Annotated in this window: 14 protein-coding genes; all 14 read right to left on the reverse strand. The window is 70.5% G+C overall.

Features of this window, described 5'->3' with window-relative positions; translation table 11 throughout:
- Nucleotides 1-31: 31 nt before the first annotated feature.
- Nucleotides 32-931 carry a sulfur globule family protein gene (locus AAC944_RS10060; RefSeq protein WP_030619201.1) on the reverse strand — a complete coding sequence of 300 codons (900 nt, stop codon included), beginning with the start codon at nt 929-931 and terminating at the stop codon, nt 32-34.
- A 128-nt stretch (nt 932-1,059) separates the two neighbouring features.
- Entirely contained in the window at nt 1,060-1,317 is a 258-nt protein-coding gene (locus AAC944_RS10065) for a hypothetical protein (protein ID WP_030619204.1), read from the reverse strand.
- A gap of 5 nt (nt 1,318-1,322) precedes the next feature.
- On the reverse strand, nt 1,323-2,975 hold the full coding sequence (pgi, locus tag AAC944_RS10070) for a glucose-6-phosphate isomerase (RefSeq protein ID WP_030619207.1): 1,653 nt from the start codon (nt 2,973-2,975) through the stop codon (nt 1,323-1,325).
- Between the two features lie 276 nt (nt 2,976-3,251).
- The gene (locus AAC944_RS10075; protein ID WP_078600932.1) at nt 3,252-3,587 is read right to left on the reverse strand and encodes an RNA polymerase-binding protein RbpA; all 336 of its coding nucleotides are present in this window, start codon (nt 3,585-3,587) and stop codon (nt 3,252-3,254) included.
- 204 nt (nt 3,588-3,791) lie between these two features.
- Nucleotides 3,792-4,022 (reverse strand): preprotein translocase subunit SecG, encoded by a 231-nt coding sequence (gene secG, locus AAC944_RS10080; protein ID WP_196943149.1) that lies wholly within the window; start codon nt 4,020-4,022, stop codon nt 3,792-3,794.
- A gap of 173 nt (nt 4,023-4,195) precedes the next feature.
- Complete coding sequence (gene tpiA, locus AAC944_RS10085; protein ID WP_030619215.1) at nt 4,196-4,972, reverse strand: triose-phosphate isomerase; 777 nt, start codon at nt 4,970-4,972, stop codon at nt 4,196-4,198.
- 6 nt (nt 4,973-4,978) lie between these two features.
- The gene (locus AAC944_RS10090) at nt 4,979-6,190 is read right to left on the reverse strand and encodes a phosphoglycerate kinase (protein ID WP_030619218.1); all 1,212 of its coding nucleotides are present in this window, start codon (nt 6,188-6,190) and stop codon (nt 4,979-4,981) included.
- 122 nt (nt 6,191-6,312) lie between these two features.
- Nucleotides 6,313-7,317 (reverse strand): type I glyceraldehyde-3-phosphate dehydrogenase, encoded by a 1,005-nt coding sequence (gap, locus tag AAC944_RS10095; protein WP_030619220.1) that lies wholly within the window; start codon nt 7,315-7,317, stop codon nt 6,313-6,315.
- 325 nt (nt 7,318-7,642) lie between these two features.
- Nucleotides 7,643-8,632 (reverse strand): DNA-binding protein WhiA, encoded by a 990-nt coding sequence (whiA, locus tag AAC944_RS10100; protein WP_030264446.1) that lies wholly within the window; start codon nt 8,630-8,632, stop codon nt 7,643-7,645.
- Nucleotides 8,623-9,678, reverse strand: coding sequence for a gluconeogenesis factor YvcK family protein (locus AAC944_RS10105; protein ID WP_030619223.1), 1,056 nt, complete (start codon nt 9,676-9,678; stop codon nt 8,623-8,625). Before AAC944_RS10105 ends, whiA begins: the two co-directional genes overlap by 10 nt.
- Complete coding sequence (gene rapZ / locus AAC944_RS10110; protein ID WP_368397097.1) at nt 9,675-10,622, reverse strand: RNase adapter RapZ; 948 nt, start codon at nt 10,620-10,622, stop codon at nt 9,675-9,677. The genes AAC944_RS10105 and rapZ overlap by 4 nt, the downstream gene beginning before the upstream one ends.
- Nucleotides 10,619-12,715 (reverse strand): excinuclease ABC subunit UvrC, encoded by a 2,097-nt coding sequence (gene uvrC / locus AAC944_RS10115; protein ID WP_030619229.1) that lies wholly within the window; start codon nt 12,713-12,715, stop codon nt 10,619-10,621. Before uvrC ends, rapZ begins: the two co-directional genes overlap by 4 nt.
- Nucleotides 12,716-12,886: 171 nt before the next feature.
- Nucleotides 12,887-13,735, reverse strand: coding sequence for a hypothetical protein (locus tag AAC944_RS10120; RefSeq protein ID WP_030619233.1), 849 nt, complete (start codon nt 13,733-13,735; stop codon nt 12,887-12,889).
- A gap of 4 nt (nt 13,736-13,739) precedes the next feature.
- On the reverse strand, nt 13,740-14,357 hold the full coding sequence (locus AAC944_RS10125; RefSeq protein ID WP_030619237.1) for a papain-like cysteine protease family protein: 618 nt from the start codon (nt 14,355-14,357) through the stop codon (nt 13,740-13,742).
- Between the last annotated feature and the right edge of the window lie 66 nt (nt 14,358-14,423).

A 14,423-nucleotide genomic window follows, 5' to 3' on the forward strand; every position in this document is an offset into this window, starting at 1 on the left:
GGTGCGGGGCCCCTCGCGTCGCGGGACGCGGCTACGCGTAGGGATTCCCACCGTCATGCGGATGTCCGCCCGGGTACGGGTGGTTCCCGCCCGGGTACGGGTGGTTCCCGCCCGCATACGGGTTTCCGTACGGCTGTCCGTACCCGCTCCCGTACGGCTGTCCGTACCCGTTCCCGTACGGCTGTCCGTACCCGTTGCCGTACGGGTTCGCGGCGGGATCCTGCCGCGGCGGCGGATGGGCGGCGCGGTGCCGCACTCCGGGATGGTCCCGCAGCCGGATGCCGTGGAAGCGCCGCACCCGGCGCATTTCCAGCAGGGCAATCGCGGTGACCAGGACGGGGGCGCCCAGGATGAAGACGGTGCCCAGCCGGGCTCCGAGACCGTGCAGATCGCCGGTGGCCAGGTCGGGAAGCGCCATCAGCCAGGAGGTGACGGCAGCCAGGACCGGCGGCAGGCACCGGTGGACGGCACCGGTGCCGAAGAAGTTGCCGTTGACCCGCAGGGCGGCCTGGACGACGAAGCCCCACAGCCAGAGCACCACCGGAAGGAGCACCAGCACCCCGCCCTGCCTCGTGAAGTACCAGAACAGCAGGGCCGTTCCGACCAGCGTCCCGACGAACCCCACCAGCAGCTTCAGGCAGCCGAGGAGAGTGCGCCGCAAGGGCCGCAACGGTCCGCCGCGGCGCCAGACGAGCAGCATCACGCCGACCGTCAACGGAGTGCTGACGAGCAGGACCAGACCGGCGACCGCGATGTTCTCCAGGACCTGGCTGACGTCGAAGTCGTGGGCCACGAACGTGTAGACCCCGAACGACACGACCATGCCGGCGAGGACGCGGACGCGCTTGAGCCGCTCCACGGCCGGGTCGTCCGCCTCCGGGACCCACTCGGGGTGGAAGAGCCGCCATGCCGCGTGCTTGGGATCGAGCATCCCCCACCGGGACCGGTATCTTCCGCTCTCCCAGCCCCACAGCCAACGCCACAGCATAAGCGCATCCCCCGGACGAACGCGGTATCAATGATCGTCCAGGGGATCCTAGCCGGGCCGCGCTCAGCGGGTCACGACTGCCGCTCCCGCTCCTGGCGCACCATGGCGTTGGCCAGGCGCGCCGGGTCCTGGAGGTCACCCACGGCCACACCGTCGACGTCCTCGTCGAGGGTGTTGTACGGGCCGAGGCCGGCCTCCTTGTCGCCTTGCTCCGCTTCGAGGTGCCGGGCGGCCACCTCCTGCTGCTTGGCCGCCGGCTGGTCCACCAGCCACTGGCGGTTCTCCGGGGTCAGCAGGTTCAGAAAGCTCGTGAGCGCGTCCTCGTGCACCGGGATCAGCGCCCCCGCATCGTGCGGTAGGTGGCCACCAGCGACTTCGTCGAGGCGTCCAGCCCTTCGACCTCGGCGCCCTCGGTCAGCGCCGGCTCGACGCGCTTGGCGAGCACCTTGCCCAGCTCGACGCCCCACTGGTCGAAGGAGTCGATGTTCCAGACGGCGCCCTGGACGAACACCTTGTGCTCGTAGAGGGCGATCAGCTGGCCCAGCACGGAGGGGGTGAGCTCCTTGGCCAGGATGGTCGTGGAGGGGCGGTTGCCCTTGAAGGTCTTGTGCGTCACCAGCTCCTCCGGCACGCCCTCGGCACGCACCTCCTCCGGCGTCTTGCCGAAGGCCAGCGCCTGGCCCTGCGCGAAGAGGTTGGCCATCAGCAGGTCGTGCTGGGCGACCAGGCCGGACTGGAGGTCCTCCACCGGGTTCGCGAAGCCGATGAAGTCGGCCGGGATCATCTTCGTGCCCTGGTGCAGCAGCTGGTAGTACGCGTGCTGGCCGTTGGTGCCGGGCGTGCCCCACACCACCGGGCCCGTCTGCCAGCTGACCTCCTGGCCGTCGCGGCCCACGTACTTGCCGTTGGACTCCATGTCCAGCTGCTGGAGGTAGGCCGTGAACTTCGAGAGGTAGTGGCTGTACGGCAGCACCGCGTGCGACTGCGCGTCCCAGAAGTTGCCGTACCAGACGCCCAGCAGGCCGAGCAGCAGCGGCGCGTTCTCCTCGGGCGGCGCGCACCGGAAGTGCTCGTCGACCAGGTGGAAGCCGGCCAGCATCTCGCGGAAGTGCGCCGGGCCGATCGCGATCATCAGCGACAGGCCGATGGCGGAGTCGTAGGAGTAACGGCCGCCGACCCAGTCCCAGAACTCGAACATGTTGGCCGTGTCGATGCCGAACTCGGCGACCTTCTCGGCGTTGGTGGACAGCGCCACGAAGTGCTTGGCCACCGCCTCGTCACCGGCGCCCAGGCCGCTCAGCAGCCAGTCGCGGGCCGACTTCGCGTTGGTGATCGTCTCGATGGTGGTGAAGGTCTTCGAGGCGATGATGAAGAGCGTCTCGGCCGGGTCCAGGTCGCGCACGGCCTCGTGCAGGTCCGCGCCGTCGACGTTGGAGACGAACCGGAACTGCATGTCGCGGTCGGTGTAGGAGCGCAGCGCCTCGTACGCCATCGCCGGGCCCAGGTCGGAGCCGCCGATGCCGACGTTGACGACGTTCTTGATGCGCTTGCCGGTGTGGCCCTTCCAGTCGCCGGAGCGGATCCGGTCGGTGAACACCTGCATCTTGCGCAGGACGGCGTGCACGGCGGGGACGACGTTCTCGCCGTCGACCTTGACGACCGCCGACTCCGGCGCACGCAGCGCGGTGTGCAGCACCGCGCGGTTCTCCGTGATATTGATCTTCTCGCCGCGGAACATCGCGTCCCGCAGCTCGGTGACCTTCGTCGCCGCGGCCAGCTCGCGCAGCAGGCGCAGCGTCTCGTCGGTCACCAGGTGCTTGGAGTAGTCCAGGTGCAGGTCGCCGACCTGGAGCGTGTACCGCTCCGCCCGGCCGGGGTCCTGCTCGAACAGCTCGCGCAGATGCGTGCTCGCGAGTTGTTCGCGGTGCTTCCCCAGGGCCGCCCACTCGGACGTCTGGTCGAGCCTGCTGCGGCCATCTGCGTTCATCTCGGACATCAGCCTTCTTTGGTCTCGTATCGGCCCCGCCACCCTCCAACCTAATTGATCAGGGGGCGATGGGGGCACCTCCCACTCGAGCGAAGCCGAGAGTGGGGAGAGATGTCGCCCGCCGTCGAACGGCTGACACCCGTGTGTCCGTACCGGATTCACCTGCGAGGCCACTCGAACAGCGCAACGCGGCCGGCCCGGCAGGAAGGCCGAAACCTTCCGGCCGGGCCGGTGCACTCTTCATGTTCCGTCAGTAGCGCTGCGGAGGAGGAGTCGTCAGATCTCGCCGCGGAGCTTGGCGAGCGCCTCCGCGAGAATCGCCTCGCCGTCCGCGTCCGTCCGGCGCTCCCGTACGTACGCCAGGTGCGTCTTGTACGGCTCGGTGCGCGGCGGGTCCGGCGGGTTGTCCCGGTCCTTGCCTGCGGGGAAGCCACAGCGCGGGCAGTCCCAGGTGTCAGGAATCTGCGCGTCGCCGGCGAAGCTGGGCTGCGTCTCGTGCCCGTTGGAGCACCAGAAGGAGATGCGGATGCGCGGCGCGGACTCGCCCCGCTCGGCCTCCCCCATCGGCCCCGCCCCGACCCGACTTCCTCGGATCGCGTTGCCACTTGCCACGGTCGTAACTCCCTGCGTCATGGTGCTGCGAAGCCTCGATGGGAGCCTCCGCTGCGGGCGCCCCAGTCTACGTAAGGCCCAACGCGCGTCCAGTGACAGGAGTTACCCGGTCACGGAAGGACGCCGCACTCATGATAAGCCGCGTCCCCGACGGTATGTCAGAGCTTGGGACCAGTCCCCAGCTCTCCGCTCGTCCGGAGCTCTCTAGTTGTCCAGCTTCATCAGGATGCCGAGGACGACGATGCACGCGAACCACATCAGGCCGACGACGATGGTGATGCGGTCGAGGTTCCGCTCCGCGACGGAGGAGCCGCCGACCGAGGACTGCATACCGCCACCGAACATGTCGGACAGACCGCCGCCCTTCCCCTTGTGCATGAGCACCAGCATCATCAGCAGCACGCTGAAGACGATGAGGGCGATCGAGAATCCCATGACCACGGCTGGACCAACTCTCTAGGACTGACGGACGGGAGGACAAGCGGATCTGATGCGGGTGGGGCCGGGGCGGCGTCGTGTGACACCGGGCCCGGCCCCGACAGCCTACGACGGGCCGGGCCCGCCGTCATAGCCGCTGCTCACGGTGGTACGGAGCGCGGCCGTGACCGCTACTGGTCGCGGAACCGAACGATCTTGACGAACTCGTCGGCGTCCAGCGCGGCGCCACCGATCAGGGCGCCGTCGACGTCCGGCTGCGCCATGATCGCGGCGACGTTACCGGACTTCACCGAGCCGCCGTACTGGATCCGCACCTTGTCGGCGAGCTCCTGGCTGTACAGCTCCGCGAGGCGGCGGCGGATCGCACCGCAGACCTCCTGCGCGTCCTCGGGGGTGGCGACCTCACCGGTGCCGATGGCCCACACCGGCTCGTACGCGATGACGATCGTCTCGGCCTGCTCGGCCGGGACGTCCTTCAGCGCGCCGTCGACCTGGGCGAGGGTGTGCGCGACCTGGTTGCCGGCCTTGCGGACGTCCAGGCCCTCGCCGACGCAGAGGATCGGGGTGATGCCGTGCTTGAAGGCGGCCTTGACCTTGGCGTTGCAGGTCGCCTCGTCCTCGCCGTGGTACTGGCGGCGCTCGCTGTGGCCGATGGCCACGTACGCGCACTTCAGCTTGGCGAGCATGGGGCCGGAGATCTCACCGGTGAAGGCGCCGGAGTCGTGCGCCGAGATGTCCTGGGCGCCGTACTTGATCTTCAGCTTGTCGCCGTCGACCAGCGACTGCACCGACCGCAGGTCGGTGAAGGGCGGCAGGACCGCGACCTCGACGGCCTCGTAGTCCTTGTCGGCGAGTGCGAAGGCGAGCTTCTGGACGTGCGCGATGGCCTCGAGGTGGTTGAGGTTCATCTTCCAGTTGCCCGCCATCAGCGGGGTGCGTACCGTCACGGTTCTTCAGTCCTCCAGAGCGGCGAGGCCGGGGAGCGTCTTGCCTTCGAGGTATTCGAGGCTGGCGCCGCCACCGGTCGAGATGTGGCCGAAAGCATTCTCGTCGAAACCGAGCAGGCGTACGGCAGCGGCCGAGTCACCGCCGCCGACGACGGTGAACGCCGCGGAGTCGAGCAGGCCCTGCGCGACGGCCTTGGTGCCGTTCGCGTAGTCGGGGTGCTCGAAGACGCCCATCGGGCCGTTCCAGAAGACGGTGGCCGCGTCCTTCAGCTTCGCCGCGTACAGCTCGCGGGTCTTCGGGCCGATGTCCAGGCCCTCCTGGTCCGCCGGGATCGCGTCGGCGGCGACCACGGTGGGGTTGGCCGGGGCCTTGGTCTTCAGGTCCGGGAAGTCGGCGGAGACCAGCACGTCGACGGGGAGCACGAACTCCACGCCACGCTCCTCGGCGCGCTTCATGTAGTCCTTGACCGCCGGGATCTGGTCCTCCTGGAGGAGCGAGATGCCGACCTCGTGGCCCTGGGCCTTGAGGAAGGTGTACGCCATGCCGCCGCCGATGAGGATGCGGTCGGCCTTCTCCAGCAGGTGGTCGATGACGCCGAGCTTGTCGGAGACCTTGGCACCGCCGAGCACGACCGCGTACGGACGCTTGACGTCCTCGGTGAGCTTCTTCAGGACGGTGACCTCGGCGGCGATCAGGTCGCCGGCGGCGTGCGGCAGGCGGGCCGGCAGGTCGTACACCGAGGCGTGCTTGCGGTGCACGGCACCAAAGCCGTCACCGACGTACAGGTCGGCGAGGGCGGCCAGCTGGTCGGCGAACGCGCCGCGCTCGGCGTCGTCCTTGCTGGTCTCGCCCGCGTTGAAGCGGAGGTTCTCCAGGACGGCCACCTGGCCGTCGGTGAGGCCCGCGACGGTCTCCTGCGCGGACGCGCCGACCGTGTCGGTGGCGAACGCCACGTCCTTGCCGAGCAGTTCACCCAGCCGCCGCGCCGCCGGGGCGAGCGAGAAGGCCGGGTCCGGTGCGCCCTTGGGACGGCCCAGGTGCGAGGCGACGATCACCTTGGCGCCGGCCTCGGCGAGCTTGGCGATGGTCGGCGCGACGGCGCGGATACGGCCGTCGTCGGTGATGGTGGTGCCGTCCAGCGGCACGTTCAGGTCGGCACGGACGAAGATCCGCTTGCCCGCTACGCCGTCCTGGACGAGGTCGTCGATCGTCTTCATGGTGACTCCGTGGCTCTGTTCGGAACGTCAGTCATAGCACGGGGCCCGTACGACGCTTCATCGCGTCGTACGAGCCCCGTCCTCACATCACGCGTGGTGCTGCCCTGCGGGTCAGGCAGGGCTCAGAGCTGGCCGCCGACGAAGACGGTCAGGTCGACCAGGCGGTTGGAGTAGCCCCACTCGTTGTCGTACCAGCCGACGACCTTGACCTGCTTGCCCTGGGCCATGGTGAGGCCGGAGTCGAAGGTGCAGGAGGCCGGGGTGTTCACGATGTCCGAGGAGACGATCGGGTCCTCGGTGTACTCCAGGACGCCCTTGAGCTGGCCCTCGGCGGCCTTCTGGAAGGCGGCGTTGATCTCGTCGGTGGTGACCTCGCGGTCGAGCTCCAGGACGAGGTCGGTGACCGAGCCGGTGGGCACGGGCACGCGCATGGCGATGCCGTCCAGCTTGCCCTTGAGCTGCGGGAGGACCAGCGCGGTGGCCTTGGCGGCACCGGTGGAGGTCGGGATGATGTTCTCCGCGGCGGCGCGGGCGCGGCGCAGGTCCTTGTGCGGGAAGTCCAGGATGCGCTGGTCGTTGGTGTACGCGTGGACCGTCGTCATCATGCCCTTGACGATGCCGAAGTTCTCGTCGAGAACCTTGGCCATCGGCGCCACACAGTTGGTGGTGCAGGAGGCGTTCGAGATGACGTGGTGGTTGGCCGCGTCGTACTTGTCCTGGTTGACGCCCATCACGATGGTGATGTCCTCGTCCTTGGCCGGAGCCGAGATGAGGACCTTCTTGGCGCCACCGGCGATGTGCTTCTCGGCGTCGGCCTTCTTGGTGAAGATGCCGGTCGACTCGATCACGATGTCGACGCCCAGGTCGCCCCAGGGGATGTCCGCCGGGTTGCGCTCGGACAGCACCTTGATGGTGTGGCCGTCGACGGTGATGGTGTCCTCGGTGTGCGACACCTCGGCCTTGAGGCGGCCCAGGATGGTGTCGTACTTCAGCAGGTGCGCGGTGGTCGCGGTGTCACCCAGGTCGTTGACAGCCACGATCTCGATGTCCGCACCCTGCTCCAGCAGCGCGCGGAAGTAGTTACGACCGATGCGGCCAAAGCCGTTGATGCCTACGCGGATCGTCACGAACCGATCTCCTCGTTGGTACGCCGGATCTGCACCCGGCGAGCTGTATGGGATGTCCCCGACCGCCTCCGACCCTACCCCCAATACGTAACGTACGTGACATTGACAGGGGTGCTCGGAGCCCTCCCCTGAAATACGCGTCTTCCCTTACGCCCCAAGGAAAAATGGAGCGCCGGGGAGCTCAGGTGAGCAGTGCCGTACGGGGGTCTGCGGCGGGGCCGGTCGGGGGAGCCTTCGCGGGTCTGCGGACGACCCTCGGCGGGGCGGCCCGCGCCGAACCCAGCGAAGGACGTCCGCGACCGTATCGTGCCCGTTTCTGACCGTTTCAGCCGACCATGCCCTCGGCGAGGTCATCGGCGAGATTGGATTCGGTACCGGGGATGCCGAGATCCTGCGCACGCTTGTCGGCCATCGCGAGCAGCCGGCGGATCCGGCCCGCGACCGCGTCCTTGGTCAGCGGCGGGTCGGCGAGCGCGCCCAGCTCCTCCAGGGAGGCCTGCTTGTGCTCCATCCGCAGCCGACCGGCCGCCGCGAGGTGCTCCGGCACCTCCTCGCCGAGGATCTCCAGCGCGCGCTGCACACGGGCGCCCGCGGCGACCGCGGCCCGCGCCGAGCGGCGGAGGTTGGCGTCGTCGAAGTTGGCGAGGCGGTTGGCGGTGGCCCGCACCTCGCGGCGCATTCTGCGCTCCTCCCAGGCCAGCACCGACTCGTGCGCGCCGAGCCGGGTCAACAGCGCGCCGATCGCGTCACCGTCACGGACCACCACCCGGTCCACGCCGCGCACCTCGCGGGCCTTCGCCGCGATGCCGAGCCGACGGGCCGCGCCGACCAGCGCGAGCGCCGCCTCCGGGCCCGGGCAGGTCACCTCCAGCGAGGAGGAGCGGCCGGGCTCGGTGAGCGAGCCGTGCGCCAGGAAGGCGCCGCGCCAGGCGGCCTCCGCGTCGCAGGTGGCCCCCGAGACCACCTGCGGAGGCAGGCCGCGGATGGGCCGGCCACGGCCGTCGACCAGGCCGGTCTGGCGCGCGAGCTGGTCGCCGCCGGCCACCACCCGGACGACGTACCGGCTGCCGCGGCGCAGTCCGCCCGGGGCCATCACCACCAGGTCCGAGGAGTGTCCGAAGATCTCCAGGATGTCCTTGCGGAGCCGCCGGGCCGCGATGCCCGTGTCCAGCTCGGCCTCGATCACGATCCGCCCGCTGACCAGGTGCAACCCGCCCGCGAACCGAAGGATCGACGAGACCTCCGACTTCCGGCAGCAGGTCCGGGTGACGGGGAGCCGGGAGATTTCGTCCTTCACCGCTGCCGTCATCGCCATGGGCCGATCCTTCCATGCATCCGAAAAATACGGTCGTACGCGGCGGCCAGCAGCTCGGGGTCGTGCCGAGGGGAGCCGCCCCCGGGCTTCGCCTGGGTGGCTCCCCCTTGAGCGGCCACGGCCGCCAGCTCGACCTCGCTGCCGAACAGCTCCTTGGCCACTCCGGTCAGACCGTCCCGGTCGGGCACGGCGTCCTGATCGGCCAGCACCACGTCGAAGGCGAGTTTAGGGGCGTGTCGGGCCAAAACCTCCAAATGACGCTGCGGGGAAAACCCGTCCGTCTCCCCCGGCTGGGGTGCGAGGTTCAACGAGAGAACCTTACGTGCCTTGGTCTCCTCCAGCGCCTCGCACAGCTGTGGCACCAGCAGATGCGGGATCACGGAGGAGAACCAGGACCCGGGGCCGAGCACCACCCAGTCGGCGTCCCGGACCGCCTCGACGGCCTCCGGGACGGCCGGCGGGGCCTCGGGGACGACGTGCACGGACTGCACCTCGCCGGGGGTGAGCGCGACCGTGGCCTGGCCACGGACGGTGGAGATCTCGTCCGGCCGGTCCGTGTCGTGGCCCTTGACCAGGGCCTGGAGCTCCAGCGGTACGGCGGACATCGGGAGCACCCGGCCGTGTGCGCCCAGCAGCTTGCCGACCAGGTCGAGCGCCTGGACGTGGTCACCCAGCTGTTCCCACAGGGCGACGATCAGGAGATTTCCCACGGCGTGGTCGTGCAGCTCGCCGCCGCTGATGAAGCGGTGCTGGATGACCCGGGCCCAGGTCTGGCCCCAGTCGTCGTCGCCGCACAGCGCCGCGAGGGCCTTGCGCAGGTCGCCGGGGGGCAGGACGCCCAGCTCGTCGCGGAGCCGGCCGCTGGAGCCGCCGTCGTCGGCGACGGTGACCACGGCGGTCAGGTCGCGCGTGATGCGGCGCAGCGCGGCGAGCGAGGCGGACAGGCCCATGCCGCCGCCCAGAGCGACGACCTTCGGGGTGGCACCCTTCGTGCTGCCCCGTACGAGCCGGCGTACGCGGCGCATCCGGGGCGTGCGGCTGGTCACTCGCGCCCCATGTCCCGGTGGACGACGACCGTCTCGACTCCTTCGGAGACCAGGCGGCGGGCGAGCTTCTCCGACATGGCGACGCTGCGGTGCTTGCCGCCCGTACAGCCGACCGCGATGGTCACGTACCGCTTGCCCTCGCGGCGGTACCCCTCGGCGACGATGCGCAGCAGCTCGGCGTAGCCGTCCAGGAACTCCTTGGACCCGGGCTGGCTGAAGACGTAGTTGGACACCTCTTCGTTCAGCCCCGTGTACGGGCGCAGCTCCGGGACCCAGTGCGGGTTCGGGATGAAGCGGCAGTCCACCACGAGGTCGGCGTCGACCGGCAGGCCGTACTTGAAGCCGAAGGACATCACCGTGGCCCGCAGCTCGGGAACCTCCTCGCCGGCGAACTGGGCGTCCATCTTGGCGCGCAGCTCGTGGACGTTCAGGCTGGAGGTGTCGATCACCAGGTCGGCATCGCCGCGCAGCTCGCGCAGCAGGTCGCGCTCGGCGGCGATGCCGTCGACGATCCGGCCGTCGCCCTGCAGCGGATGCGGGCGGCGCACCGACTCGAAGCGGCGGACCAGGGCCTCGTCGGAGGACTCCAGGAAGACGATCCGGCGCTTGACGTGCGCGGCGTCCAGCGCGGCCAGGGACTCCTTGAGGTTGTCGAAGAAGCGGCGGCCGCGGACGTCGACGACCACCGCGATACGGGCGACGTTGCCCTGGGAGCGGGCGCCGAGGTCGACCATCGGCGGGATGAGCTCGGGCGGGATGTTGTCGACCACGAACCAGCCCAGGTCCTCCAGGCACTTCGCGGCCGTGCTCCGCCCGGCCCCCGACATCCCGGAGATGATCACCAGCTCGGGGATCGCGGGGCTGCGGTCCTGGTCGTCGCGGATCGGCGCCGCACTCGGCGCGCCTTCTCTCTCGGTCTGCTGCTCGGGGCTGCTGTCGCTCATCGTTCCTGTCCCTGTTCCGAAGGCAGCGCAGCTTGCGGTGCCCCCTCATCTTCAATGATCTCTCCGGTGGCGGTGTTCACCGCCGGGGCGGCCGGAGCGGCCTGGGCCAGGGTCGCCGCGACGGTCTCGGCGGTCTTGCGGCCGACGCCGGGCACCTCGCAGATCTCCTCGATCGTCGCGGCCCTGAGTTTCTTCAGGGACCCGAAGTGCTTCAGGAGGGCCTGGCGGCGACTCTCGCCGAGGCCCGGCACGGTGTCCAGGGGGCCGGCCGTCAGCCGCTTGCCGCGCTTGTTGCGCTGGTAGGCGATGGCGAAGCGGTGCGCCTCGTCACGGACGCGCTGGAGGATGTACAGCCCCTCGCTCGTCCGGGGCAGTACGACCGGGTCCTCCTCGCCGGGCAGCCAGACCTCCTCCAGGCGCTTGGCCAGCCCGCAGACCGCGACGTCGTCGATGCCCAGCTCGTCCAGGGCCCGCTGCGCCGCGGCGACCTGCGGCCGGCCGCCGTCGACGACCACCAGCTGCGGCGGGTACGCGAAGCGCTTGGGGCGGCCCTCCTCGTCCTTCGGGCCCGGCGCGGGCCCGGAGAGGTCGCCCGGCTCCGGTACGGGCCCGGAGAGGTCCGCGGGACCCGGCGCGGGCCCGGAGACCGGTCCGCCGGTGTCCGGTCCGGCCTCCTCCCACTCGCCGGTCCGCTGCTTCTCCGCCAGGTACCGCTTGAAGCGGCGGGAGATCACCTCGTGCATCGACCGGACGTCGTCCTGGCCGGCGAAGGACTTGATCTGGAAGCGCCGGTACTCGCTCTTGCGGGCCAGCCCGTCCTCGAAGACGACCATGGACGCCACCACGTCGTCGCCCTGGAGGTGGGAGATGTCGAAGCACTCGATGCGCAGCGGCACCGAGTCCAGGTCCAGCGCCTCGGCGATCTCCTCCAGCGCCCGGGAGCGGGTCGTCAGGTCCGAGGCGCGCTTGGTCTTGTGCAGCGCGAGGGCCTGCTGGGCGTTGCGCTGGACCGTGGCCATCAGGTCCTTCTTGTCGCCGCGCTGCGGGATGCGCAGCGAGACGTTCGCCCCGCGGCGCTCGGACAGCCACTGCTGGACCGGCTCGACGGGGTCGGGCAGCGCCGGGACCAGGACCTCCTTGGGCACGGCGTCGCCGCGCTCCTCGCCGTAGAGCTGCTGGAGGGCGTGCTCCACGAGGGCCGCGGTGTCGACGTTCTCGACCTTGTCGGTGACCCAGCCGCGCTGGCCGCGCACCCGGCCGCCGCGCACGTGGAAGATCTGGACCGCGGCCTCCAGCTCGTCCTCGGCGAGCGCGATGAGGTCGGCGTCCGTGGCGTCGGCGAGCACCACGGCGTTCTTCTCCATGGCGCGCTTGAGCGCCTCTATGTCGTCGCGCAGCCGGGCCGCTCTCTCGTACTCCATCTCCTCGGCGGCCTCGGCCATCAGCCGCTCCAGGCGGCGGATGTACGCGCCCGTGCGGCCCGCCATGAAGTCGCAGAACTCCTCGGCCAGTTCGCGGTGCTCCTCGGCCGAGACCCGGTCGACGCAGGGCGCCGAGCACTTGCCGATGTAGCCCAGCAGGCAGGGGCGGCCGATCTGGCGGGAGCGCTTGAAGACCCCGGCGGAGCAGGTGCGGACGGGGAAGACCCGCAGCATCAGGTCGACGGTCTCGCGGATGGCCCAGGCGTGCGCGTACGGACCGAAGTAGCGCACGCCCTTCTTCTTGGCGCCGCGCATGACCTGGACCCGCGGGAACTCCTCGTCGAGGGTGACCGCGAGGTACGGGTAGCTCTTGTCGTCGCGGTACTTGACGTTGAACCGCGGGTCGAACTCCTTGATCCAGCTGTACTCCAGCTGGAGCGCCTCGACCTCGGTGGAGACGACGGTCCACTCCACGGCCGCCGCGGTGGTGACCATCGTGCGCGTACGCGGATGGAGGTTGGCCAGGTCCTGGAAGTAGTTCGACAGGCGCTGGCGCAGGCTCTTGGCCTTGCCGACGTAGATCACCCGTCGGTGCTCGTCCCGGAACTTGTAGACCCCCGGCGAGTCGGGGATCTGTCCCGGCTTGGGTCGATAGCTGCTGGGGTCTGCCATGTCCGCCACCCTACTGGTGACCACTGACAACCCGGGCACAGGTGAGCACACCGGCCGGCGCATGTGGAGGGCCCCGGCCCGCGGCGGGATGCGTCGCAGGGGGCCGGGGCCGGTACGGGGGTGGCGCCGGAGCCGCTCACGGAAGCCGGTACGGGCGGCTGCCGGGCGCGGTCAGCGGCGCAGACTGCGGGAGACGAGCGCGCCGCCGACGGCCAGCACGACCACGGTGCCCAGCGCGGTCAGCACCGCGACGAGCGGCCCGCTGTCCCCGGTGGTGGCCGCCGCGACCGGCTGGGCTGCCGGCGCCGCGGCCGGACGGTCCGCAGCGGCGCCGGAGGCCCCGGTGGTCTTCCCGTAGCCGCCGGCCTCCCCGCGCCGGTCGTACGCCGAGCCGGGGAGCTTGTCGCCGTACGCGGCGTGCACCCGCTTCTGGTACGCGGCGACCGTCGTCCCGGACGCGCCGACCGCCCGCTTCGCGTCCGCGTCCAGCGGCAGGACGCGGTCCCCGCGCTGGGCGTACCAGGCGTCGATCTGCGGCTCGCGGAAGAGCGTGCCGCCCACGGCCCTGGCCTTGGCCGCGTACGCCGTCTCGTCGGCGCCGGTGGCGATGTTCACCACCCGCCAGGCGTCCGCGCCCCGCGGCCGTACGGTCCACACCGACGCCTCCCGGCCGTCGGTGGAGACGGCCTTGCTGGCGAGGAAGCCGAGCTTCGCGACCGGGGCGCCGGAGCGGCCGCGCACGAAGTCCGGCGACAGCACGTAGACGGGTACGGTGGCGCCTTCGATGCGCGGCGCTGCCGCCTTGACGCCCGCCTTGCCGTCGCGGGCGAAGAAGCGCGCGAGGGTCTCCAGCGTGTCCGGCGCGGTAGCCGCCTCGTGGGCCGCGGCCACGCTCGCCGCGGCCGGCGCCCTGGGCGGTGCGGGGGTGTCGGCGGCCAGGGCGGCCTGCGGCGCGAGGGCGGCGAGTGCGGTGGCCAGCGCCGCGGTGACGGCGCCCCGCTTCACGTTCCGGTGCGTCATCGCCTCAGGCTCCGATCCGGTAGAGGGAGTGCGTCCAGGAGAACTCGCTGCCGTTGACGTAGTAGCGGTAATCGCCCCAGTTGTAGCGGTTGTTGTCGGGCCAGGGGTCGCCCCAGTACACCCAGTTGTCCGCGGTGTCGAAGCCGTACAGGACGTGCATGTGGCCGCCCCCGGAGGACCACCGGATGCGGGTCTCCACGGGCCTGTTGGCGTTGATCTCGCTCTGTACGGTGCTGTACTTCAGGTAGCCGCTGACGTAGCTGCCGGGGTTGATGCCGGCCCAGTCGAGGCCGTTCTGCACGTCTCCCAGCGTGGCCTGGCTGTTGGGACAGGTGGTGCCTTGCTGCCGCCCGAAGGAGGCGTTGCAGAACTGGTTCTGGCTGTAGTTCCGGCCGAACCAGGCGGCGATGGTGTTGCCGGAGGCCGCCCAGCACCAGTTGCTGTTCTGCTGGGCCTGCATCGTGATGTTCAGCTTCTTGCTGCCGAGCGCGGTGTCGGGGGCGGCCGTCGCCGTCGCGGCGGGGAAGCCGGTGAGGACGGCGGCGACGGCCGCGATCAGGGGCCATCTGCGGCGCGTTGCGCGGGTACGGCACGAGCGTGTGCGGCGGGACGGGCGGTGCATGGCGGTCCTCCCGAGGGGGGTGGGAAGAGGGAGAGGAACGCATCCGGATGATGCTGAGGAGCATCA

Origin of the sequence: Streptomyces sclerotialus (genome assembly GCF_040907265.1) — a bacterium.
Classification (GTDB): Bacteria; Actinomycetota; Actinomycetes; order Streptomycetales; family Streptomycetaceae; genus Streptomyces; species Streptomyces sclerotialus.

Bases quoted from the DNA above. Each gene is read 5' to 3' on its own strand.
- AAC944_RS10120 (WP_030619233.1), bottom strand. From the start codon at position 13,735: ATGACGCACCGGAACGTGAAGCGGGGCGCCGTCACCGCGGCGCTGGCC.
- uvrC (WP_030619229.1), bottom strand. From the start codon at position 12,715: ATGGCAGACCCCAGCAGCTATCGACCCAAGCCGGGACAGATCCCCGAC.
- secG (WP_196943149.1), bottom strand. From the start codon at position 4,022: ATGGGATTCTCGATCGCCCTCATCGTCTTCAGCGTGCTGCTGATGATG.
- rapZ (WP_368397097.1), bottom strand. From the start codon at position 10,622: ATGAGCGACAGCAGCCCCGAGCAGCAGACCGAGAGAGAAGGCGCGCCG.
- AAC944_RS10090 (WP_030619218.1), bottom strand. From the start codon at position 6,190: ATGAAGACGATCGACGACCTCGTCCAGGACGGCGTAGCGGGCAAGCGG.
- pgi (WP_030619207.1), bottom strand. From the start codon at position 2,975: ATGAACGCAGATGGCCGCAGCAGGCTCGACCAGACGTCCGAGTGGGCG.
- AAC944_RS10125 (WP_030619237.1), bottom strand. From the start codon at position 14,357: ATGCACCGCCCGTCCCGCCGCACACGCTCGTGCCGTACCCGCGCAACG.
- whiA (WP_030264446.1), bottom strand. From the start codon at position 8,632: ATGGCGATGACGGCAGCGGTGAAGGACGAAATCTCCCGGCTCCCCGTC.
- AAC944_RS10060 (WP_030619201.1), bottom strand. From the start codon at position 931: ATGCTCGATCCCAAGCACGCGGCATGGCGGCTCTTCCACCCCGAGTGG.